Annotated in this window: 24 protein-coding genes; 9 read left to right on the forward strand and 15 right to left on the reverse strand. The window is 64.5% G+C overall.

The features are described 5' to 3' along the window. Positions 1-21: 21 nt before the first annotated feature. Entirely contained in the window at positions 22-1,041 is a 1,020-nt protein-coding gene (locus VA602_RS07060; RefSeq protein WP_054893507.1) for a Glu/Leu/Phe/Val dehydrogenase family protein, read from the reverse strand. Between the two features lie 123 nt (positions 1,042-1,164). Here VA602_RS07060 and VA602_RS07065 point away from each other — a divergent pair, with 123 nt between their 5' ends. Beyond that, complete coding sequence (locus tag VA602_RS07065; RefSeq protein WP_054893508.1) at positions 1,165-1,971, forward strand: SirB1 family protein; 807 nt, start codon at positions 1,165-1,167, stop codon at positions 1,969-1,971. On the opposite strand, the gene VA602_RS07070 is transcribed toward VA602_RS07065, so the two are convergent. From VA602_RS07070 to hmgA, 4 genes are all read right to left on the reverse strand, one after another. Next, positions 1,960-3,315 (reverse strand): MFS transporter, encoded by a 1,356-nt coding sequence (locus VA602_RS07070; RefSeq protein WP_323452853.1) that lies wholly within the window; start codon positions 3,313-3,315, stop codon positions 1,960-1,962. The two genes, VA602_RS07065 and VA602_RS07070, sit on opposite strands and share 12 nt — an antisense overlap. A 90-nt stretch (positions 3,316-3,405) precedes the next feature. Beyond that, entirely contained in the window at positions 3,406-4,032 is a 627-nt protein-coding gene (gene maiA, locus VA602_RS07075; RefSeq protein ID WP_125930704.1) for a maleylacetoacetate isomerase, read from the reverse strand. 12 nt (positions 4,033-4,044) lie between these two features. Continuing rightward, complete coding sequence (fahA, locus tag VA602_RS07080) at positions 4,045-5,337, reverse strand: fumarylacetoacetase (protein WP_323452854.1); 1,293 nt, start codon at positions 5,335-5,337, stop codon at positions 4,045-4,047. A gap of 3 nt (positions 5,338-5,340) precedes the next feature. Continuing rightward, positions 5,341-6,642, reverse strand: coding sequence for a homogentisate 1,2-dioxygenase (gene hmgA / locus VA602_RS07085; protein WP_197892848.1), 1,302 nt, complete (start codon positions 6,640-6,642; stop codon positions 5,341-5,343). 199 nt (positions 6,643-6,841) lie between these two features. Between hmgA and VA602_RS07090 the strand changes: the two genes are divergently transcribed. Next, the gene (locus VA602_RS07090; RefSeq protein ID WP_054893513.1) at positions 6,842-7,618 is read left to right on the forward strand and encodes an IclR family transcriptional regulator; all 777 of its coding nucleotides are present in this window, start codon (positions 6,842-6,844) and stop codon (positions 7,616-7,618) included. Between the two features lie 270 nt (positions 7,619-7,888). Here VA602_RS07090 and VA602_RS07095 read toward each other — a convergent pair whose 3' ends face one another. The 4 genes from VA602_RS07095 to VA602_RS07110 form a co-directional block, all read right to left on the reverse strand. After that, positions 7,889-8,803 (reverse strand): SDR family oxidoreductase, encoded by a 915-nt coding sequence (locus tag VA602_RS07095; protein WP_054893514.1) that lies wholly within the window; start codon positions 8,801-8,803, stop codon positions 7,889-7,891. 118 nt (positions 8,804-8,921) lie between these two features. Beyond that, positions 8,922-9,827, reverse strand: coding sequence for an alpha/beta fold hydrolase (locus tag VA602_RS07100; protein ID WP_323452855.1), 906 nt, complete (start codon positions 9,825-9,827; stop codon positions 8,922-8,924). Positions 9,828-10,003: 176 nt separating this feature from the next. Beyond that, the gene (locus VA602_RS07105) at positions 10,004-10,690 is read right to left on the reverse strand and encodes an LrgB family protein (RefSeq protein WP_054893516.1); all 687 of its coding nucleotides are present in this window, start codon (positions 10,688-10,690) and stop codon (positions 10,004-10,006) included. After that, positions 10,680-11,066 carry a CidA/LrgA family protein gene (locus VA602_RS07110; RefSeq protein ID WP_323452856.1) on the reverse strand — a complete coding sequence of 129 codons (387 nt, stop codon included), beginning with the start codon at positions 11,064-11,066 and terminating at the stop codon, positions 10,680-10,682. Before VA602_RS07110 ends, VA602_RS07105 begins: the two co-directional genes overlap by 11 nt. A 97-nt stretch (positions 11,067-11,163) precedes the next feature. On the opposite strand from VA602_RS07110, the gene VA602_RS07115 reads away from it, so the two are divergent. Next, entirely contained in the window at positions 11,164-12,048 is an 885-nt protein-coding gene (locus VA602_RS07115) for a LysR family transcriptional regulator (protein WP_323452857.1), read from the forward strand. 65 nt (positions 12,049-12,113) lie between these two features. Here the strand turns inward: VA602_RS07115 and VA602_RS07120 are convergent, their stop codons facing one another. Next, positions 12,114-12,569 carry a flavodoxin gene (locus VA602_RS07120; RefSeq protein ID WP_323452858.1) on the reverse strand — a complete coding sequence of 152 codons (456 nt, stop codon included), beginning with the start codon at positions 12,567-12,569 and terminating at the stop codon, positions 12,114-12,116. Between the two features lie 92 nt (positions 12,570-12,661). Between VA602_RS07120 and VA602_RS07125 the strand changes: the two genes are divergently transcribed. Beyond that, on the forward strand, positions 12,662-13,093 hold the full coding sequence (locus VA602_RS07125) for a PAS domain S-box protein (protein WP_323452859.1): 432 nt from the start codon (positions 12,662-12,664) through the stop codon (positions 13,091-13,093). A gap of 73 nt (positions 13,094-13,166) precedes the next feature. Continuing rightward, positions 13,167-13,784: a hypothetical protein gene (locus VA602_RS07130; protein ID WP_323452860.1), complete on the forward strand. Its 618-nt coding sequence runs from the start codon at positions 13,167-13,169 to the stop codon at positions 13,782-13,784. On the opposite strand, the gene VA602_RS07135 is transcribed toward VA602_RS07130, so the two are convergent. Beyond that, positions 13,769-14,710, reverse strand: a complete 942-nt coding sequence (locus tag VA602_RS07135) for a MerR family transcriptional regulator (protein ID WP_323452861.1) — start codon at positions 14,708-14,710, stop codon at positions 13,769-13,771. The two genes, VA602_RS07130 and VA602_RS07135, sit on opposite strands and share 16 nt — an antisense overlap. A gap of 214 nt (positions 14,711-14,924) precedes the next feature. Here VA602_RS07135 and VA602_RS07140 point away from each other — a divergent pair, with 214 nt between their 5' ends. From VA602_RS07140 to VA602_RS07155, 4 genes are all read left to right on the forward strand, one after another. Then, on the forward strand, positions 14,925-15,497 hold the full coding sequence (locus VA602_RS07140; protein ID WP_197892837.1) for an antibiotic biosynthesis monooxygenase: 573 nt from the start codon (positions 14,925-14,927) through the stop codon (positions 15,495-15,497). A 74-nt stretch (positions 15,498-15,571) separates the two neighbouring features. After that, a complete protein-coding gene (gene folM, locus VA602_RS07145) occupies positions 15,572-16,264 on the forward strand; it encodes a dihydromonapterin reductase (protein ID WP_371105600.1) in 693 nt (230 codons plus the stop codon). A gap of 10 nt (positions 16,265-16,274) precedes the next feature. Continuing rightward, on the forward strand, positions 16,275-16,571 hold the full coding sequence (locus tag VA602_RS07150) for a DUF1244 domain-containing protein (RefSeq protein ID WP_063543065.1): 297 nt from the start codon (positions 16,275-16,277) through the stop codon (positions 16,569-16,571). Next, the gene (locus tag VA602_RS07155; RefSeq protein WP_153772527.1) at positions 16,564-16,905 is read left to right on the forward strand and encodes a HopJ type III effector protein; all 342 of its coding nucleotides are present in this window, start codon (positions 16,564-16,566) and stop codon (positions 16,903-16,905) included. Before VA602_RS07150 ends, VA602_RS07155 begins: the two co-directional genes overlap by 8 nt. A 39-nt stretch (positions 16,906-16,944) precedes the next feature. Here the strand turns inward: VA602_RS07155 and VA602_RS07160 are convergent, their stop codons facing one another. The 4 genes from VA602_RS07160 to VA602_RS07175 all read right to left on the reverse strand — a co-directional run. Further along, the gene (locus VA602_RS07160) at positions 16,945-17,853 is read right to left on the reverse strand and encodes an alpha/beta hydrolase family protein (protein WP_323452862.1); all 909 of its coding nucleotides are present in this window, start codon (positions 17,851-17,853) and stop codon (positions 16,945-16,947) included. 90 nt (positions 17,854-17,943) lie between these two features. Then, a complete protein-coding gene (locus tag VA602_RS07165) occupies positions 17,944-18,630 on the reverse strand; it encodes a GNAT family N-acetyltransferase (RefSeq protein WP_323452863.1) in 687 nt (228 codons plus the stop codon). Between the two features lie 166 nt (positions 18,631-18,796). Next, on the reverse strand, positions 18,797-20,008 hold the full coding sequence (fabV, locus tag VA602_RS07170; RefSeq protein WP_054893530.1) for an enoyl-ACP reductase FabV: 1,212 nt from the start codon (positions 20,006-20,008) through the stop codon (positions 18,797-18,799). Positions 20,009-20,295: 287 nt separating this feature from the next. Next, positions 20,296-20,738 (reverse strand): transposase (locus tag VA602_RS07175; RefSeq protein WP_323452864.1); only part of this gene is annotated, 443 nt, incomplete at its 5' end.

A 20,738-nucleotide genomic window follows, 5' to 3' on the forward strand; every position in this document is an offset into this window, starting at 1 on the left:
GATGCTGGAGCCAGCGCTCGCTCAACCGTACAACAGCCGCTCCGCCAGCATCTGCGCCACACGCGCAGGCGAGCGCTTCTCGGCCTGGGCATGGGCGAATACCTCGGTCAGACGCGTAGGGATACGCGCCAGATGCGCGGTGATGGTGCTCAGGTCAGCGCCTCGGTGTGTCAACGCCACGTAGATCAGCCCACCGGCATTGATCACGTAGTCCGGGGCATACAGAATCCCGCGGCTCTCGAGCTGATCGGCCACCTGCAAGGTGGTCAGCTGATGATTGGCGGCGCCGGCCACCGCCGCGCAACGCAACTTCATCACGCTCTGGCCGTTGAGCACCGGCCCTACCCCACAGGGCGCGAAGATATCGCAGGGGGTGCTGATCAGCGCATCGTTGGTCACCGGATGTGCTCCGAACTGCTCCACCGCCAGCCTCACCCGCCCCGGGTCGAGGTCGCTGACCAGCAACTCTGCCCCTGCTGCATGCAACTGCTCGGCCAGTGCATAACCCACATTGCCCAGCCCTTGCACCGCCACGCGCAACCCTTCGAGATTGTCGCTACCCAGCCGTGCCATCGAGGTGGCGCGAATACCGGCGAACACGCCCATGGCCGCGTGCGGCGAGGGATCGCCCGAGGCGGTGGTGCTGGTGACATGAGGGGTGGACTGGGCGATGCAGTCCATGTCCAGCGTCGAGGTGCCGCTGTCCACGGCAGTGATGAAACGCCCTTGCAGGCTGTCGACGAAACGCCCGAATGCCTCGAACAGCGCCGCGCGGTTTTCCACATGGGGGTTGCGTACGATTACCGCCTTGCCACCGCCCAGCGCCAGCCCGGCCAGGGCAGCCTTGTAGCTCATGCCCTGGGCCAGGTGAATGGCATCGCTCATCGCACTTTCATCGTCGGCGTACGGCAGGTAGCGACAGCCCCCCATGGCTGGCCCCAGTTGCTCGCTATGAATCGCCACCACGGCTTTCAAGCCAGTGGCGGGGTCGTTCCACAGGTGCAGGGACTGGGTACGGGTGCTTTGCATGAGCGCGAACATCGACGGGCTCCCCACAAGGTGCTCACATCAGTATAGGCAGCCGGCGACTGTCCAGGGCCTGGGCGGACCACTGGACGAATCGGTGCGCCGGGGCTAAAAATCTAGTGTGTGTGGAGAAGTCCGATGAACCCACGTAAAGCCTGCCTGGCCTGTCTCGACCGCATTCCGGTCGCCCTGTTGGAAGCCACCCTCTGGATCGCCGCCGAGCATGATCGCGAGGTCGATCCCGCCGCCTGTCTTGCGCAACTGCACGACCTGCATCGGGAAATCAACGCGCGCCTGCCAATGCTGCCCGTCGGCGAGCTCGCCCAGCCACTGCTGCGTCAACTCAACGCCCTGGGTTTCCAGCAGGACGAATACCACCCGCTACGTCCGCAAGCGGCGCTGATGGACAAGGTGCTGCAGCGCCGTCGAGGCCAGCCGCTGCTGCTGGCGATCCTCGCACTGGAAATGGCCCAGCGCCTGTCGATCCCACTGGAGGGGGTGAACTTCCCTGGCCACTTCCTGTTGCGCGTACCGGGCGCCGATCACCTGCTCGACCCCTGCGGCGGTCGACGCCTGTACCCCGCGGATTGCCGCGAACTGCTCAACCGCCAATACGGCCCGCACATGACCCTGACCGCTGAACACCTGCACAGCGCCAGCCCGATGCAGATGCTGCAGCGCCTGTCGCGCAACCTGCGCCAACTGCACAGCAGCAACGACAACGACCTGGCTGCGCTGATCGACGCAGAACGGGTGATGCAACTGGGGCCAGTGCAAGTCTCCGACTACCTGGCCCGCGCCACCCTCTACCAGCACCTGGACTGCCCCCAGGCCGAACGCTTCGACCTGGAGCACGCACTGCTGTTGAGCGACGATCCGGTGCAACGCCTCAAGCTGGGCGAGCGCCTCGCCCAATTGCCTTCGACAAACCGTTCAATCCACTAGCGCATCGACCTTGGCCGCCTGCGCATCGGCCTGCTTGCCCGGCGCACGCACCTGGCTGATCAGCAGCGCCGCGATCACTGCCGGAATCGCACAGAAGAAGAAAATCCACTCCACCGGCATGTGCATGGCCAGCAGCAGGCTGCCGAACAACGGCCCGAGGATCGAACCGAAGCGCCCGACGCCCAGCGCCCAGCCGGCGCCGGTCGCACGAACCTGAGCCGGGTAGAAGTTGCTCACGAAGGCATTGAGTGTCAGTTGTCCGCCGATGATGCAGAAACCAGCAGCGAACACGCTCGGCACCAGCCAGCGCGGATCTGCGTGGTTCAACCCGACCAGCACGCTGAAGACCGCAGCGCCCACCAGGACCGCCGCCAGTAACCTGGCCTTGTTGGCCATGCGATCGGCGCACCAGGCCAGGCAGATCGCGCCGAAGGTCCCGGCAAACAGGAACAGCGAAGTCACCAGGTTGGCTTGCTTGAGCGCCAGCCCGCTCTCCAGCAACAGCGACGGCAGCCAGCTGATCATGAAATACAGCAGGATCAGGCTGACGAAGAAGGTACCCCAGATGAGCAGCGTCGGCCGGGCGAAGCCATCGCGGAACAAGCCCAATACGGTCAGTTTGTCTGCCGCCGGCGCATCCACCGCAAGCTGTGCCGCAGGCACTTGCCAGCCGGGTAGCACGCGCGCTGCCAGGCGTTGCAGACGGGCGTAGGGAGGTGCATCGCGCAACAGCCGGGGCAAGGACTCGGGCAGGAACATCACCAGGAAGGGGAACAACAGCAGCGGCGCCACGCCACCGGCCAGAAACACCGCCTCCCAACCGAACCTGTCGATGAAGCCTGCCGCGACGAAGCCACCCGCCGCGCCGCCGAGGGAGAATCCGCAGGCCGCGAGGGTCACCATCAAGGTGCGCAGGCGCGGCGGCGCATAGTCGGCCATCAGCGCCATCGCGCTGGGCATCGCCCCGCCCATGCCGATACCGCATAAAAAGCGCGCCAGCATCAGGCTGTTCAACGAGGTGGAAAACACCATCAGCAGGGTCAGGCTCGCGTACAGCAGCACGCACCACAGCAGCACCCTGCGCACGCCGAAGCGATCGGCCAGTGGGGTGACGGCGAGCGAGCCCAGTGTCAGCCCCAGCAGGTTGGCGCTGAACACCGGTCCGAACGCCGCCTTCTCCAGGCCCCAGTCCTGGGCCAGGGCCGGAATCACGTAGCCCAGCACCTGGGCGTCATAGCCGTCGGTCACCAACAACAGGATCAACAGCGCCAGCAAGCGCCATTGGTAGGAGGACACAGGGCGCCCATCGAGGGCCGCGCGAAAGCTGGCTATCTGGTTGTGCATCGCAAGGTACCGGGTTGTTTTTGTTGTGGGGTGCGAAGCAGCGTCGGCGCTGTGGGAACGGGATTGCCCGCACAAAGACCGACGCCGTGCTCAGGGCGTATCCGGCTGGTTCGCCGGGTGCGCCTTGACGAAGGCTGGATGCTGCCCAGCCAGGGCGGCGACCCGACGAATACGCGGGTAGCCCTCCAGATCCACATTGAACCGTTCGGCCGCGTACAACTGCGGCATCAAGTACACATCCGCCAGCCCCGGCGTATCGCCAAAGCAGAAACCCTGGTCGCCGATCAGTTGCTCGACTGCCGCCAGCCCCTGGCCAATCCAGTGGGCGATCCACTGGTTGACTTGGGTTTCATCGTGCCCGAGCTGACGCAACTGGTTGAGCACGCTGACGTTGTGCAGTGGATGCACGTCGCAACCGATGATCGCCGCGACCCCACGCACCTGTGCCCGAGCGTCCTCGCCCTGGGGCAAAAGCGGCGTATCGGGGAAGCGCTCTTCGAGGTACTCGATGATCGCCGGCGACTGCACCAGCAATTCGCCGCTGTCCGTGCGCAGCGCGGGCACCCGCCCCTGGGGGTTGAGCGCCAGGTAGTCCGCAGCACGGTGCTCGCCCTTGAGCAGGTTGACCGGCCGGGCCTGATAATCCAGGCCCTTGAGCGCCAAGGCGATGCGCACCCGGTAAGAGGAGGTGGAACGGAAGTAGGTGAACAGCTCCATCGCCCTGCCCTCTCAGTTGGCCCCGACCACCGTGCCACGGCATTCGCCGAAACCGATGCTGGCAACGCCATCGCGCACGCAACGCGCACGCAGGATGATTTCGTCGCCGTCCTCGAGGAACTTGCGCACCTCACCACTGGCCAGTTGTACCGGTTGCTTGCCGCCTTCGGTGATCTCCAACAGGCTGCCGAACGAACCCGGCACAGCCCCGGACAGCGTGCCCGAGCCGAACAGGTCACCGGCTTGCAACTGGCATCCGTTGACACTGTGGTGCGCCACCATCTGTGCCACGGTCCAGTACATGCTGCGGGTGTTGCTCAGGGTGAGGCGGTGCGCCGGCAGGCCCTCGTCACGCATGCGCTCGGTCAGCAACAGCACTTCCAGTTCGATGTCGAAGGCGCCGGCGGCCTGGTCACGTTTGTCGAGCAGGTAAGACAAGGGCTGCGGATCGCCTTCCGGGCGTGCGGGTTGCGCACAGCGGAACGGCTCCAGCGCCTCGGCGGTCACCACCCACGGCGAGACGCTGGTGATGAAGCTCTTGGACAGGAACGGCCCCAGCGGCTGGTACTCCCAGGCCTGGATATCACGCGCGGACCAGTCGTTGAGCAGGCAGAAGCCGGCCACGTGCTCGGCTGCATCACCGATTGCGATCGGCTGCCCCATTTCATTGCCCTGACCGATCCAGATACCCAGCTCGAGCTCGTAGTCCAGCCGCGCACACGGGCCGAAACTCGGCTCGGTCTGCCCGGCCGGGAGCGTCTGGCCCTTGGGACGGCGCACGTCGGTGCCGGAGGGGCGCAAGGTCGAGGCGCGGCCGTGGTAGCCGATCGGCACGTGCTTGTAGTTGGGCAGCAGCGGATTGTCTGGGCGGAACAGCTTGCCGACATTCTTGGCGTGCTCGATACCGACGTAGAAGTCCGTGTAGTCACCGACCCGGGCCGGCATGTGCAGGGTGCATTCGCCAGCCGGATGCAACGCCGCTTGCAACACGGCCCGATGCTCGCTGTGCTCGCCGAGCAGAACCTGCAAGCGCTCGCGCAGGGCCACACGGGCTGGGCGGCCGAGGGCGAAGAAGGCGTTCAGGGCGCCGCCGCGGGTCGCCTCGACAGCAGCCTTGGCCGCCCCCTCGAACACACCGGCGGCGAGTGCGGCCTCCAGGTCGAGGATGGCGTCGCCGATGGCCACGCCGCAGCGTGGTGCCTGGCCCGAACGACTGAAGATGCCCAGCGGCAGGTTCTGCAGCGGGAAGTCGCGGTGCCCGTTGGCGTGTTCGACCCAGCTACGGGCAATGGCGGTCTGGTTCATCGGTCATCTCCGGTTCGGATTGAAGGTGCTCGGCAGCGTTGCCCAGCAACTGTCGTAGTCGGCCTGCAGTTGCGGGCTCTCGAGGGCCTGCTGGCTCGGACGCAGCACCTGGCTGGTCTCGAACATGAAGGCCATGGTGTGGTCGATCTTGTGCGGCGCCAGCTCGGCGGCGATCGCCTTGTCGCAGGTTTCGGCGTCTGGCCCGTGGGCGCTCATCACCCCATGCAGCGACGCGCCACCCGGCAGGAAGCCCTCGGCCTTGGCATCGTACGCGCCGTCGATCAGGCCCATGAACTCGTTCATCAAGTTGCGGTGGAACCACGGGGGACGGAAGGTGTTCTCGGCCACCATCCAACGCGGCGGGAAGATCACGAAGTCCATGTTGGCCAGGCCGTGCACGCTGGTGGGCGAGGTCAGCACGGTGAAGATCGAGGGGTCCGGATGGTCGAAGCTGACCGTGCCGAGGGTGTTGAAGCGGCGCAGGTCGTACTTGTACGGCACATTGCTGCCGTGCCAGGCCACCACGTCCAGCGGCGAATGCTGCAGTTGGCAGGCCCAGTGCTCGCCAAGGAACTTCTGCACCAACTGCACCGGGCCTTGGGTTTCTTCGTAGTGCGCGACCGGGGTGAGGAAATCGCGTGGGTTGGCCAGGCCATTGCTGCCGATCGGGCCCAGGTCAGGGAGGCGTAGCGGCGCGCCGTGGTTCTCGGCGATGTAGCCGCGTGCCTGGCCATCAGGCAGCTCGACGCGGAACTTCATGCCGCGCGGAATCACCGCGATCTCCAGCGGCCCGACCTGCAGCACGCCCAGTTCGGTGGCAATGCGCAGTCGCCCCTGCTGTGGCACCAGCAGCAACTCGCCGTCGGCATTGAAGAACACCCGCTCCATGGAGCGATTGGCGCCGTAGATATAGATGCTCACCCCGGCCGGTTTGTCAGCGGCCGCATTGGCCACCATGGGCAACCAGCCCTCGATGAAGTCGGTCGGTTCGGATGGGATTGGTTGCGGGTTCCAGCGCAGGCGATTGGGGTTCGCCGCAGCGAGCGGGCCGGCCAGGGGCTGACGCGCCAGGCGCTCGAAGCGCGGGTGCAGCGCAGAGGGGCGGATACGGTACAGCCAGGTGCGCCTCAGTTCGCTGCGCGCCATGGTGAAGGCGGTACCCGACAGCAACTCGGCGTACAGCCCATAGGGTGCTTTCTGTGGAGAGTTCTGCCCGACCGGCAGCGCACCGGGCAAGGCTTCACTGGCGAATTCGTTGCCGAAGCCGCTCAGGTAGCTGAGTTCAGGGGAGGTGTCGCGGGTCATCGGGGCCTCCAGGCTCGGTGGAGCCATTGACGGCAGAGAGCTGCAGCCCCGAATCGGCGGGTGGACCGACCACAGCCAGGGGACACACAGCACATCTGAATTTATATTTATCGTAATCCGATTACGAATAACGTAATTTGCTCGGCAAGAGGCGTCAAGCTATAAAGTCGGCCAGAATGAATCCCGGAAGCGTCTTACGATGTCCAGAGACAAAACTGCAGCTGACAACAGCAAACAGAAGGTCCGTTCCGCTGAAGTCGGCACCGACATCCTCAAGGCGCTGGCCGAACTGTCGCCCTCCACCTCGCTGTCGCGCCTGGCCGAACATGTGCAGATGCCCGCCAGCAAGGTCCATCGCTACCTGCAGGCCTTGATCGCCAGCGGTTTCGCCGAGCAGGATGCGGCGACCAATCACTACGGGCTCGGGCGCGAAGCCTTGCGCGTGGGGATGGCGGCGCTGGGCAGCATCGATGTGCTGAAGGTCGCGGCCCTGCCGCTGTCGCAACTGCGCGACGCGCTCAACGAGAGCTGCTTCATCGCCGTGTGGGGTAACCAGGGCGCAACCGTGGTGAACATCGAGCCTGCGGTGCGCGCCGTGACGGTGGTGACCCAGATCGGCTCGGTGCTGCCACTGCTGAGTTCATCCACCGGGCTGGTATTCGCCGCTCACCTGCCAGAGCGGGAAACCATCGAGTTGCGCGACCGCGAACTGGCCGCACGGGGGCAACAGGTCGAGCACTACGTGGACCTGTTCACGCAGATCCGCACACGCGGCCTGCACCATGTTCACGGTTTGCTGATGCCGGGGGTGGATGCGTTGTCGGCGCCGGTGTTCAACGCCATGGGCCAGATTGCAGCGGTGATGACGGTCGTTGGCCCGACGTCGATCTTCCATGCCGATGAAGATGGCCCGGCCGCCCGGCAATTGCTGAGCGCGGCGCGCACCGTCAGTTGGCGGATGGGCTACGAAGCCTGAGATGGACCGGGGTTTCAGGGCCCTGCACTGTCGTGATGCGGCCTGACTGTTTTTGGCGCACTTTTACCCGAAACGTAAAGGTGAATGTCACCCAGGGCTATTTTTCCCGTGGGATCAGCGGCTTATTCTGTTTTCACTGGCTGGCGCGAAAGGCACTCCCCCGTCGTTCGGGCCGCCACGTGTGAACGACGTTGATTTTGAAGCTCCTTGATCTGACGTCTCGATTGGCCGCTGCCGATGCAGCGGCCTTTTTTTTGCGCTCGAAACCCACTATCCCAGCGGATGCTTCTGCAGATTCGCCATCATCTGCTGCAAGGCCTGCAACGTATCCTGCGGATGAGTCGCCCCCTCGAAGTCGCCGATCTGCGCCCAATGCTCGGCCACCTGTTCCGGCGTGAACCCGCCATTGGGGTCGAATCCGACGCCAAGGCTTCGCTCCCATCGGACCTTGCCGACCCAGCCACCGCCCACTTCATACAACTGCCCCGTGTCCTGGCACTGCTCGCTGCCCAGGTACACCACCACCGGGCTGATCAGCTCAGGCTTGAGACGTTCGAACACCTGCGGCGGGATCAGGCCTTCTGTCATGCGCGTGCCCCCTGTGGGCGCGATGGCGTTGACCAGAATCCCATGCTTGCGGCCTTCGATGGCCAGGGTGCGGGTCAGCCCATAGAGGCCAAGCTTGGCCATGCCATAGTTGGCCTGGCCGAAATTGCCGTAGATGCCGGACGTGGAGGCGGTGAAGATCACCCGTCCCCAGTTCTGCTCGCGCAGGTGCGACCAGGCGGCGCGGGTCACCTTGTAGGCCCCTTCGACATGGACCCGGTAGACCTGGTCCCAATCGGCGTCCTCCATCTTGTGGAAGGTCTTGTCGCGCAGGATGCCGGCGTTGTTCACCAGCACATCGACCCGCCCGAAACTGTCCAGCGCCTGCTCGACGATACGCGCACCCTCGGCCACCGAATCATGGTTGGCCACCGCGGTACCGCCTGCGGTGCGGATCTCCTCCACCACCCGGTCGGCTGCCGATGCGCTGGCGCCTTCGCCATGGGTCGAGCCGCCCAGGTCGTTGACCACCACACGTGCACCACGCGCCGCGAACAGCAGCGCGTGGGCCCGACCCAGGCCACCGCCGGCCCCCGTGACGATCACTACGCGGTCTTGCAGATTTACCGGCTCGCTCATGCTCAAGGCTCCAGGCAAGAATTGGGACACCTGGAGTGTCCGCCAGCCATCGGCAGCGGACAATCAAGCGCAGTGACGCTGAATGGCAGGCGATAACACAAGGCGATGATCGCTGCGCTCAGGACCAGGCAACCCGCTGCGGTATATAGCTCAGCGGCTGCTCGCGAAACGCCAGGTAATGACGCAGCACCTGCACCGGCGCTTCGGTGTGCGGATAGTGGCCGATCCCCTGCAACACCACGGTATCGGGGTCAGGCACCAGTTGCCGGTAGCGCTCGACCATGTGCGCCCCCGACAGCGGATCGACCGCGCCATTGATCAGGCGCAACGGCACGCCCTCCGCCTGCAGCGCACCGATCCAGCGTTGTCGCTGTGCCTGACGCTCCGGCACATAGGCCATCAACTTGTGCAGGATGCGCGTCCCGCGGTTGGACACCATCAGGCTCCAGCAATCGTCCAGCGCGCTTTCGCTGGGGTGGGTGCAAGGGCCGTAGACCTGGCTGACATTGCGCACCAGATCATCCCGCCCGAACGAACGCGCCACCAGCCAGCCCAGCGGGCTGAGCAGCAGCTTCTGCACCAGCAGCAACGGACACAGCTCGGGGAACAGCGCGCTGTTGAGAAACGCACAACTGGCGATGTCGGCACGCCCTTCGTGATGGCGCGCGAGCAACTCCTGGGCAACGCTGCCACCGTAGTCGTGGGCCAGCAGGTGCACCGGCTGTTCGATTCTCAGGTGGTCTAGCAGCGCCTGCTGCAGATCGGCCTGCTCCATCAGGCTGTACTCGTGGTCCGCGGGCTTGGCCGAGTCGCCGAAGCCGAGCATGTCGCAGGCCACCACGCGAAAGCGCTGCGCCAAGGGTGCCCACAGGTAGTGCCAGTCCCAGCTGGCGGTAGGGAAGCCATGTAACAGTAGCAAGGGCTCTCCTTGCCCTGCTGTCCAGTAACGGATGCTCTGGCCCCGGAAGGAAAAACTCTGTCCCCGGGTACGCCAGACGCACAATGGAATTTCGGCCAAAGGCATCGGAATCGTCCCGCTGATCAGGTGTTGACGGTATAGGGCAAGGCTGCGCTCATTGCATGTCACCTCGGCACTTGCATGTGCTCTCTATGTCGAGGCTGAGTCTAGTCAGCGCCTTGAATGGCGGAACTTACCTTGGCAGCCAGCTTGATGACCGTGCAGGACACTGGCACGAACGGTCATAGCAGGCAGGCGAGCAATGGCGCGGCGAACAGGTTGAGCAGGCCGGTCAGCACCATCACCAGCCCCGCCACCGAGCCCTCCTCCCCGCCCACTTCATGGGCGCGGCTGACCCCGGCGCCATGGGCACCGACTCCAAACAGTGCGCCGCGCGCCAGTGACGTACGCAGCGGCAACACCCGCAACAGCAGGCCGCCGAACACAGCCCCCAGCACACCGGTGAACATCACGAACACCGCGGTCAGCTCGGGCACACCGCCCAGGTCGTGGGCCAGCGGCATGGCGAACGGCGTGGTGATCGAGCGCGGCACCAGTGACAGGCTGACCGACTCATCCAGCGCCAGCAGATGCGCCAACCCCCAGGAACTGGAGATCGACGCCAGGCTGCCCGCCAGCATCCCCAGCAATAGCGCCGGCCAATGTCGCGCCAGCATCGCCCGCTGTTGCCAGATCGGCACGGCGAAGGCCACGGTCACCGGCCCCAGCACACCGATCAGCCAATGGGTGTTGCGGGCATACTCGGCGTAGGCGGTGTGCAGCGGAACCGCCACCGCCAGCAGCAGCGCCGGGACCAGCACCAGCGGCGACAACAGGTAACGACCAGTGCGCCCATACAACCAGCGGCTGAACAGATAGGCCGCCACCGTCAGCGCAAGCCAGAACAGCGACATCGGTTCAAGCTTCATGGCGCAGGCTCCACCGGCAGACCAGTTCGACCGTGAGCGCCGTGACCACCATCACCACCAGGGTGCTCAAGGCGATCACCAGCAGGATGCGCCACCCCTCGCTGCGCATCAGGCTGCCGTAGTCGAGCAGGCTCATCAGCGCCGGGATGAAGAACAGCAGCATCTGCGCCATCAACCAACCGGCGCCACGTTGCAACGTGCCCGGTTTCACGGCTCCCACGGCAAACAGCACCAGCAACAGTGCCATGCCCATGACCCCGGCCGGGATCGGCCAGTCAAGCCAGGCGACGAGTTGGCCGCCAACCAGATACAGCACAAACAGCACGCACAGCTCGGCGAGCAGGCGGGGCAAGGCATTCGATACGATGGCTTTCATGATGGGTTTCCTCGGGATGGGCCCATTTTAAAAAGCTGCTGCCAAGGCCAAAAGCGAATTGTTAGACTGCCATCCATTCCAATCTGGAATTCAGTCAATGGAATTCAAGCAACTGCGCAGCTTCATCGAAGTGGTGCATCGAGGGGGATTCACCCAGGCCGCACACACGCTGCACATCAGCCAGTCGGCGGTGAGCAAGCAAGTGGCCCAGCTCGAGGAAGACCTCGGCCAACCCCTGCTCGAGCGCCAGGGCTCGCAACTGCATCTCACCGCCGCCGGACGCATCGTGCTCGAACGCGGCGAGGCCCTGCTGCGCCAGCGCCATGAGTTGCTGACCGAACTCGACGACCTGAGCCAGATGGCCCGCGGCGAACTGCGCCTGGGTTTGCCGGTGGTCGGCGGCGAGGCCCTGTTCGCCAGCCTGTTCGCCGAATACCGGCGGCGCTATCCGAACATCACCGTGCACCTGGTCGAAGGCGGCAGCCGGATCGTCGAACAGGGGGTCAGGAGTGGCGAGCTCGAATTGGGTGGCAGCGTCACCCCGAGCGACCCGGCCTTCGACTATCAACCCTTCTGCAACGAACCGCTCGATGCATTGCTCCCAGACAACCACCCCTTGGCCGGACGCGACGGAGTGACCCTGCGCCAGCTGGCCGATACGCCGTTCCTGCTGTACCACCGCAGCTTCATGCTCAACGACAAACTGCTCAGCGCCTGCGAGCAGGCGGGCTTCACCCCGAAGGAAGGTGGGCGCAGCGGCCAGGCGGATTTCCTCACCGCGCTGGTGGCCGCAGGACAAGGCGTGGTACTGCTGCCCAGCGTGGTGGCACGTGGACTGGAGCGTGATGGGGTGGTGAGAGTGCCGCTGGTGGAGCCTGGCCACCTGCGCTGGGATATCGCATTCATCTGGCGGCGCGGGGCGTACCTGTCGCGGGCGGCGCAGGCGTGGCTGGCGTTGGTGCAGGAGCGCAAAGGAGGGTGAGCGGCGAATCGCCACTCACTCTCCCTGGAAGAAACCTTGCTCGCAAGAAGATCGCGCCCCGCGGCTTACGCCTTGAGCAGCTGCGCCAGCTCTGCCAGCCAGGGCTCTGCGTCCGTTTCCGGGGTCACGGTCTCGCTGGCATCCAGTCGCAGCATCGGCTGCACTTCCCGCACGCCGAGCTCGGCAAACAGCTCGCGCATCTGCTCGCCCCCGCAGCAGTAGGTGTCGCCATAGCTCGAATCGCCCAGGGCCAGCACCGCGCCCGGCAAACCGCGCCACTCGCCCGGCAGTACATCGCGAATCGTGCTGTACAGCGGCATGAGGTTGTCGGGCAGCTCACCCATCCCGGTAGTCGAGGTCACCGCCAGCAGCGCCTGCGGCGCAAAACCGCGCAGATCCTCAAGGGTGGCGCGCGCCGCATGCCAGGCGTCGAACCCGGCAGCCTTGAGCAAGGATTCGGCATGACGGGCGACTTCTTCGGCGGTGCCATAGACCGAGCCTGAAATAATGGCGACTTTCATCAGGAGAGGATTCCGAAACTGAGTGAAAACGTAGGATACTACCATTCGACAGTGGCAAAAGGCCGCTCCACTTGACTCCCATGGCCAGGAACATGATCAACGCGCAACTGCTACACGCCATGATCGACGCGTCGAACGACGGCATCGTGGTCGCCGAACAGGAAGGTGACGACACCATCCTGATCTACGTGAACGCAGGCTTCGAACGCCTCACCGGATACGCGCGCGACGAGATCCTCTACCAGGATTGCCGCTTCCTCCAGGGCGACGATCGCGACCAACTGGGCCGCGCCCGCATCCGCAAGGCCCTGGCCGAAGGTCGGCCGTGTCGCGAGGTACTGCGCAACTACCGCAAGGACGGCAGTGCGTTCTGGAACGAACTGTCGATCACCCCGGTGTACAACGAGGCTGATCAACGCACCTATTTCATCGGCATCCAGAAGGATGTCAGCCGTCAGGTCGAACTCGAACGCGAGCTGGCCGACGCACACACCCGACTGGGCGGGCAACCATCCGTCCAATGACCTGAACCAAACGCCCCGGGCACAGTCCATGGCAATGAAGAACCCACCGACGACGCCCGACCCGAGTCCGATCATGCAAGCAGACGCCCTCCTTACTCAGGATGAGCTGGATTTCATTCAGGACATGCAGCACACGCCCCAGTTGAACCTGGCCGACCCCACCTCGAGCCTGCTGGTCAATGGCGACCGTCGTCTGCAGCAATTGCTCACCCGCCTGGTGGCCAACGAGCAGGTCACCCTGCAGGCGCAATTCAACAACCAGCAGATCAGCATTCCCCTGCAACTGGTAGAAGACGAGTTCCACGCCCTGCACCTGCAACTGGGCTCACCGGAAATCTATGAAGACGGCCCGATGCTGCGGCCCTGGCGCCTGTCGCTGGACCAGCCGGCCGCACTGGTCGACGCCCGCGGCACGCAGAGCGAGCTGCGGGTGCGCGATATCTCGTTCAAAGGGGTACTGCTGCAAGTGAACGGCGAGGCCCAGGCGCCCAGCCACTTCGAGCTGTTCTTCGCCCCACCGGGCATCGAGCCGATCGGGCTGCACGGCACGCTGCGCCGCCGCATCGGTCCGGACCTGGCGGCCTACGACCTCAGCCACAGCCCAGACGACGAAATCGACCGCCTGCGTGAGTACATTCTCCAGGCCCACCGCAAGGCGCACCCAGAGTTGCACGCTCAGGTATCGATCTGACCCGCGAGGAACTGGCGCAACCGCTGTTTCATCAACACCGCGTGGGCGCCCAGGCAGCCCACCGGCCCGCCCTCTAGATTGTCCTGAGCCATTTCGGCGGTCTCGCCTGCCAGCAACAGCGGGCAGTTCACCCGCTGCGCCAGGCGTGCCAGGCGCTTGTCCAGGTCATTGGCCGGGCGATGGTTGTCGAACAGCACCAGTGCATCCGGCGCCAACCGCTCGCAGACCAACGCCAGCTCTTCGACAGGCTGCCCCGGTGCCAGCACCGTGACCGCCACCTCGTCACTGCCCAGCAGCAGCCCCGCCACCAGCAACTCGAGCTCCTGGCCTTGTGCCGACAACGGTGACAGCAGTATCCGGCGGCTCCTGGGCTCACGTGCCAGTTGCAGGCGCAACAGCACCCGCGCGCGCAGGAACTGGTCGAGGAACAACCACTCGCTGGCCTGCCCATACCCCGCCTGGCTGGCGCGCAGGGCCTGCCATACCGGCATGAACACCTCACCGAAGACCTGCTCCAGCGCATGGCTGGCAAACACCTGCTCGAACAACCGCCCCAACTGCGCGGCATCGAACTGGCGCACGGCCTCGCGCACCTGGGCATGCCAGCGTGAGCGGTCGCCAACCGTGCTTCCGGCCCAGGCACCCTCCGCCGGCCCCTGGCTACGCGCCAGGATACTGCCGACCTTGCTCACCGCGACGCCACGGCGCAGCCAGCCCAGGATACTGTCGATGGCGTCGATGTCGGCCTGCGAATACAGACGATGGCCACTCTCGGTGCGGGTCGGCTGGATCAGCCCATAGCGGCGCTCCCAGGCACGCAGAGTCACCGGGTTGACGCCAGTCAGGCGCGACACTTCGCGGATCGGAAACAGCTCCTGATGCACCAGCCCATGTGCGATCAGGGCACTCGCTTGTGGCTCTTTCATGAGCGTGACAACTCTGTCTCGTAGATATGTGACGGCCATTCTACGCCGGTATCGGCAAGGGGTCAGCGCAACCTTGCGGTCACAACACTGACCGGTCACGAAATATACGCGATAATCCGCGCCCGATTCTTGCATCCACGCCTGCGTCGCCCACCACCCCGGGCACAGGCCAAGGGGCCGGCTACCCGCCAGCCCCGTCGTAAGGAGATACACGATGTCTACCGCACCCGTCACCCTGATGGTGTCGCGCCGCGCCGCCAATGGACGCTACCAGGACCTGCTGGCCTGGCTCCATGAAGGCGAGCAACTGGCCACCGACTTCCCCGGCTACCTAGGCTCGGGCATCCTCGCGCCGCCCGCTGACAGCGATGCCTTCCAGATCATCTTTCGCTTCAACGACGAACCGACCCTGCACGCCTGGGAACATTCCGCCTCGCGACGCGCCTGGCTGCAGCGTGGCGATGGCCTGTTCGAGCGCCCCGAAGAGCGGCGCTTCAGCGGCATCGATGCCTGGTTCGGCACCGAAACGGTGCATAAACCGCCGCGCTGGAAGCAGGCTACCGCCATCTGGCTGGCGTTCTTCCCGGTGTCGCTGCTGTTCAACCTGTTGTTCGGCCACTGGCTGGCAGCGCTGGACCTGCTGCCCCGGGTACTGCTGAGCACCCTGGTGCTGACGCCGCTGATGGTTTACCTGTTTATTCCGTTGTCCACCCGCCTGCTGGCCGGCTGGCTCAATCCCCCGGCACGCCCGGCGTCACGGCGCCGCGAAGGGTTGCGCAGCCGCTGAGGAGCGGGCTCGCAAGCCCGCGCAGTTCGGGTATGCTGGGGCACGAACGAACAGACGAACAGACTGCCCCGAACATGAACAGCCCTATCCTCATCACCGGAGCCAGCCAGCGCGTCGGGCTGGCCCTGGCCCTGGCGCTGGCCAAGGCCGGCCATCAGGTGGTCAGCGCCAGCCGCAGCCTTCATGCGCAGGCCGCACACCCGAACATCATCCAGTTCCAGGCCGACCTCACCCGCGAGGCCGACCGCCTGGCGCTGATCGAACACCTGCAGCACAACTATGATGGCCTGCGCGCGATCATCCACAACGCCTCGCTGTGGCTGGACGACGACCTGCAGAGCCTCGACACCATGTTCCGCCTGCACGTCGAGGCGCCCTACCACCTCAACCTGGCGCTGGGCGAACACCTGGCCAAGGTCGAGAAGGCCGACATCATCCACATCTGCGACGAAACCTCCTCGCGCGGCAGCAAGAGCCATATCGGCTATGCCGCAACCAAGGCCGCGCTGCAGAACATGGTGCTGTCGTTCGCCGAAAAGTACGCGCCCAAGGTACGCGTCAACGGTATCCTGCCGGGCCTGCTGATCCTGAAGGAAGGCGGCGACGAACAGTACCGCCGGCAGACCCTGAAAAAGGCCCTGCTGGAATTCGAGCCGGGTGCGCAGCCGCTGATCGAGGCGGTGATGTTCCTGCTGCAAAGCCAGTACAGCACCGGCAGCCAGGTGGTCATCAACGGTGGCCGCCATCTGAAGAACCGCATGACCTGAGGTAAGCCCCATGACTGAGCAACAACAGCTCGAACTCGAAGCCGCCGCATTCCGGCGCCTGGTCGATCACCTGCAAAAGCGTACCGACGTGCAGAACATCGACCTGATGAACCTCTCCGGCTTCTGCCGCAACTGCCTGTCCAAGTGGTACAAGGCCGCCGCTGACGAGCGCCAGGTCGAGCTGAGCCTGGACGACGCCCGCGAAGCGGTGTACGGCATGCCCTACGCCGAGTGGAAAGCCCAATACCAGAAAGAAGCCAGCGCCGAGCAGCAAGCGGCGTTCGAACAAGGAAAACCCCGTGACTGACCTGAACACCCTGCGCAACAGCCTCGCCAGCGGCGAACACGTTTTTGCCGACACCCTGGGCTTCATCGCCGCCAACTACAGCTACCAACCCCAGGCCTTCAACAACGGCGGCGTGGAAAACGCAGCCGGGCAGAACGAGGGCTCCTGCAAGACCCTGGGCCTGGCCCTGCTGGAAGGGCTGAGCGATGAGGAAGCGCTGCTGGCCTTTGGCGAACACTACCGCAGCGTGCTCGCCACCCCCGAGGGCAGCGACCATGGCAACATTCGCGCGCTGATCAAGCACGGCCTGGCTGGCGTGCAGTTCGCAGCACAGCCGTTGAATCGCAACGCCTGAGCGAAGCGACCGGCGCAGCAGTAGCCGCGCCGGCCCCCATCAGCTCAAGCGCTGGCCCGGCATCCCCTCCGACAGCACACCATCACGCAACCACTCCAGCGCTATCGGCCAGAGGCTCGCCCGAAAGCGATCATGGAAAAACGCAAAATGCCCGACCTCCTGCTCGCCGATATCAACAGGCGATATGCGCAGATGGCGAGGTTGGGCGTGCTCCAGATAGCCCAGCAACCGCTCCGTCGCCGCCACGGTGCCGAAGGGATCGTCGCTCAGGCTCACCGCCAGGGCCGCAGCCTGAACCTGGGCGAAGGGCCGCGCCTGCAGCAGCCGTCCACTGGGCCGATGTTCATAGCGCGGTGCCGGCGTGCTCCAGTCACGCACCACCCCGGCCGGGGTGTCTTCCATCCAACCCAGGCGCTTGCCGGGGAAATAGCCCAGTAGCCGGGTCAGCAATGGCATCACCACATGCCACTTGCCCACCATCCGCCAGCGCCCTTCGGCCGCATAGTCACGCCAGTAGGCAAATTGTGCCCCGACCATCACCAGCCGCCGCACCTGCCCGGCCGAGGGCGCCAGGCCGGTTGCCCAGCCACCGAAGCTGTGCCCCACCACATTCACCGGCTGCCCGGGGAATTCGCTGGTGGCGCGCTGCAGGATGGCCTCGAAGTCCAGGCAGCCCCAGTCGCTCCACGACGCCTGGAAACCGCGCAACGATGCCGGGCGAGACTCGCCGATACCACGGTAGTCGTAGCTCAGCACATCGAAGCCGTGGGCGAACAGGTAGTCGGCAAAGCGAGCGTAGTAGCGGCAGCGCACCGAGGTGGCCGCGTTGATGATCACCAGCGGGCGCTGGGGGTCGGGCTCGGCGTGGCGCCACTGGAAACCGCCGAGGCTGTAGCCGTCGGCGGCTTCATGGCGAAAGGCAGTCGCAGGTTGGGTCAGGCTGCTCATGGTGGGCTCCCTGCGCCATCGCGCCGGGAGGCGGGCGGCGTTTTTTGTCATCCGCCCACGCTAGCAAATTTTTCGCTGGCTGTACCGGCCTCAGGTGGTCGGCAACGCCCGCGCCACTCCAGGCTTGCGCAGCACCTCCAGCCGCGAGCCTTCATAACGCGTTTCGCGGAACAGCTTCCAGCGCCCGAACAGGCCATACACATGCATCACCCGCCCCTGCTCGTGATAGCCCATGCGCAGGTGCAGCTTCATGGCCGGCACGTTGTGCGTCTCCACCACATCCACCACCTTGCGGCAGCCCTTGGCATGCATGGCGTTCCACAGCTCGACCTGAGCGGTTACCGACAACTCGCTGCCAAAGTAGCGCCGGGTCATCTCGCCGCCGAACTCGAAGAACTCGCCAGGCTTCACCGGGAAGGTGCAGCCGTAATAGTGCTTGTCGTGGTAGTCGACCACGCTCGCCCAGATGAAGGCCACCGCGTCACCGTGCTCGTCCAGGTACATGTGCCCGGTATGGCCATCAGCGGCCAGTTCGCGCATGGTTTCCACGCGATCGCCGAAATAGCGCGCAAAGGCGTCGGCTTTGGCGGTGGTGATTTCCACCAGGGTGACCGGCGGATGTTCCTTGAGTTTGTGAGGCGGCACGGGAGTGACCAGGTCGCGTTCCATCCACAGCAATTCCCAGTGGAAGAATACGTAGCGTTCGACCAGGGTCTTGAAAGTACGCTTGAGACCCTTCTGGCGGATCCGTTCTTGTAGTTTTTGCAATGCGCGCATGCTGCCTCCCCGGCCCAGGCGAGATTGCCGGACCAATAGCTGCTGTATAGATCAGGGAGAAAGCGGCCATAGCAAAGGGCCAGCTGAGAATTTGTTGCAGAATGTTAACAAACCCACGGAGGGAACCGCGCAACCGGGACAAACGGCTGCGCGGTCAAGGGCTTGCTTACAGCTCGACGCAGTCGAACCGTACGTCGGTGGCCACGTCTTCGTCGTAGTTGACGTCAGCGCGCTCGAAACCGAACAGGTTGAGGAACTGCTTCTTGTAACCGGCGTAGTCGGTCAGTTCGAACAGGTTCTCGGTGGTGACCTTGGGCCACATGGCCTTGCAGGCGTCCTGCACGTCGTCGCGCAGTTCCCAGTCATCCAGACGCAGGCGAGCCTTTTCGTCCACTTCGGCCGGAGCACCATCGGCGCGGTACATGCGGTCGCGGAACATACGGTCCAGCTGGTCCTGGGTGCCTTCGTGAACGCCTTTCTCCTGCATGATCTTGAAGACCATCGACAGGTACAGCGGCATCACCGGAATGGCCGAGCTGGCCTGGGTGACCACCGACTTGAGCACGGCGACGTTGGCGCCGCCCTTCACTTCATCGGCCAGCTTCTTGTCCAGGCGCAGGGCGGTTTCGTCCAGGTCCTGCTTGGCCTGGCCCAGGGCGCCGTGCCAGTAGATCGGCCAGGTGATTTCGGTGCCGATGTAGCTGAAGGCCACGGTGCGCGCGCCTTCGGCGAGCACGTCGGCGCCGGCCAGGGCGTCGATCCACAGCTGCCAGTCCTGGCCACCCATGACGGTGACGGTGTCGGCGATTTCCTGCTCGGTGGCCGGCTCGATGCTGGCCTCGATGATGGTGTCCTTGTTGGTGTCGATGGCGGTCGACTTGTACGGCTGGCCGATCGGCTTGAGCGCCGAGCGGATCAGCTCGCCGGTCTGCGGCAGCTTGCGTACGGGCGAGGCCAGGGAGTAGATGACCAGGTCGACCTTGCCACCCATCTCGTTCTTGATCAGCTCGATCACCTTGGCGCGAGCTTCATCGGAGAAGGCGTCACCGTTGATCGACTTGCTGTACAGACCCTCGGCCTTGGCGAACTTGTCGAAGGCGGCGGCGTTGTACCAGCCTGCAGTGCCGGCCTTTGTCTCGGTGCCCGGCTTCTCGAAGAACACGCCCAGGGTGTCGGCCTTGAAGCCGAAGGCGGCGGTGATGCGTGCTGCCAGGCCGTAGCCGCTGGAGGCGCCGATCACCAGGACTTTCTTCGGACCATCCTCGCGCACGCCCAGCTTGCGGGTGGCTTCGATCTGGTCACGGACGTTGAGCTCGCAGCCCTTCGGGTGAGTCGTGGTGCAGATGAAACCGCGTACCTTGGGATGAATGATGGCCAATGTCTGTACCTCGTCAGGTTTATGCTGAGGAAACGCCGCAGGGGCGATTCCGATTGATCAGAGGGTGAGACTACCCCCGCAACTCATCCGACACATATTACGGGGTCGAGGGCCCGAGCAAAACCCGAATCCGAAAGCGACTCGCTTCTTGTAGGAGCGGGCTTGCCCGCGAACACGGGCGTAGCCCGTGCCAGGCACCGCGGTGTGCTTTTCGCGGGCAAGCCCGCTCCCACAAGTACGTCGCTGCACCCCGAATACATCGGGGGCTGTGGGAGATTCTATGGTTCTCAGCAAGCCAGTTTCGCCCCTTTGGTGACGTATTCGTCCTGATTTTTCATCAGGGCGAATGCCACCCGCGCGAGCTTTCTTGCCAGGATTACCAGAGCTTGGGTCGTTGCTTTACCCGTGCTCAGATGCTGTTCATAAAGTCCCTTCCAAGCGGCAGATCTGCTGGCAGCCATCGCAGCGTTATGCAATAAGCGACGAATTTCTGAGCAACCTCGCTTGGTAAGGCGGCGGCGTCCATTCTTCTGTCCGGAATCATTAACTCGTAGATCCATTCCCAGGAATGCAATGTACGAGTCACTGCTTTTGAACTCGCCCCTCACAAAAGCCATCACCAATGCTGTCGCTGTGAGAAAACCAATGCCCTCTACTGCTTGGCAGCGAGCGACCTGCTCCTGCAGCCCAGCCTCTCGCAGCACTTCTTTAATCTTCTTTTGGATCAACT

It is taken from the genome of Pseudomonas machongensis (assembly GCF_034961125.1).
Taxonomy (GTDB): Bacteria; Pseudomonadota; Gammaproteobacteria; order Pseudomonadales; family Pseudomonadaceae; genus Aquipseudomonas; species Aquipseudomonas machongensis.

Coding starts and splice junctions, on each gene's coding strand:
- VA602_RS07060 (WP_054893507.1), bottom strand. CDS start 1,041: ATGTTCGCGCTCATGCAAAGCACCCGTACCCAGTCCCTGCACCTGTGG.
- VA602_RS07065 (WP_054893508.1), top strand. CDS start 1,165: ATGAACCCACGTAAAGCCTGCCTGGCCTGTCTCGACCGCATTCCGGTC.
- VA602_RS07070 (WP_323452853.1), bottom strand. CDS start 3,315: ATGCACAACCAGATAGCCAGCTTTCGCGCGGCCCTCGATGGGCGCCCT.
- maiA (WP_125930704.1), bottom strand. CDS start 4,032: ATGGAGCTGTTCACCTACTTCCGTTCCACCTCCTCTTACCGGGTGCGC.
- fahA (WP_323452854.1), bottom strand. CDS start 5,337: ATGAACCAGACCGCCATTGCCCGTAGCTGGGTCGAACACGCCAACGGG.
- hmgA (WP_197892848.1), bottom strand. CDS start 6,642: ATGACCCGCGACACCTCCCCTGAACTCAGCTACCTGAGCGGCTTCGGC.
- VA602_RS07090 (WP_054893513.1), top strand. CDS start 6,842: ATGTCCAGAGACAAAACTGCAGCTGACAACAGCAAACAGAAGGTCCGT.
- VA602_RS07095 (WP_054893514.1), bottom strand. CDS start 8,803: ATGAGCGAGCCGGTAAATCTGCAAGACCGCGTAGTGATCGTCACGGGG.
- VA602_RS07100 (WP_323452855.1), bottom strand. CDS start 9,827: ATGCCTTTGGCCGAAATTCCATTGTGCGTCTGGCGTACCCGGGGACAG.
- VA602_RS07105 (WP_054893516.1), bottom strand. CDS start 10,690: ATGAAGCTTGAACCGATGTCGCTGTTCTGGCTTGCGCTGACGGTGGCG.
- VA602_RS07110 (WP_323452856.1), bottom strand. CDS start 11,066: ATGAAAGCCATCGTATCGAATGCCTTGCCCCGCCTGCTCGCCGAGCTG.
- VA602_RS07115 (WP_323452857.1), top strand. CDS start 11,164: ATGGAATTCAAGCAACTGCGCAGCTTCATCGAAGTGGTGCATCGAGGG.
- VA602_RS07120 (WP_323452858.1), bottom strand. CDS start 12,569: ATGAAAGTCGCCATTATTTCAGGCTCGGTCTATGGCACCGCCGAAGAA.
- VA602_RS07125 (WP_323452859.1), top strand. CDS start 12,662: ATGATCAACGCGCAACTGCTACACGCCATGATCGACGCGTCGAACGAC.
- VA602_RS07130 (WP_323452860.1), top strand. CDS start 13,167: ATGCAAGCAGACGCCCTCCTTACTCAGGATGAGCTGGATTTCATTCAG.
- VA602_RS07135 (WP_323452861.1), bottom strand. CDS start 14,710: ATGAAAGAGCCACAAGCGAGTGCCCTGATCGCACATGGGCTGGTGCAT.
- VA602_RS07140 (WP_197892837.1), top strand. CDS start 14,925: ATGTCTACCGCACCCGTCACCCTGATGGTGTCGCGCCGCGCCGCCAAT.
- folM (WP_371105600.1), top strand. CDS start 15,572: ATGAACAGCCCTATCCTCATCACCGGAGCCAGCCAGCGCGTCGGGCTG.
- VA602_RS07150 (WP_063543065.1), top strand. CDS start 16,275: ATGACTGAGCAACAACAGCTCGAACTCGAAGCCGCCGCATTCCGGCGC.
- VA602_RS07160 (WP_323452862.1), bottom strand. CDS start 17,853: ATGAGCAGCCTGACCCAACCTGCGACTGCCTTTCGCCATGAAGCCGCC.
- VA602_RS07165 (WP_323452863.1), bottom strand. CDS start 18,630: ATGCGCGCATTGCAAAAACTACAAGAACGGATCCGCCAGAAGGGTCTC.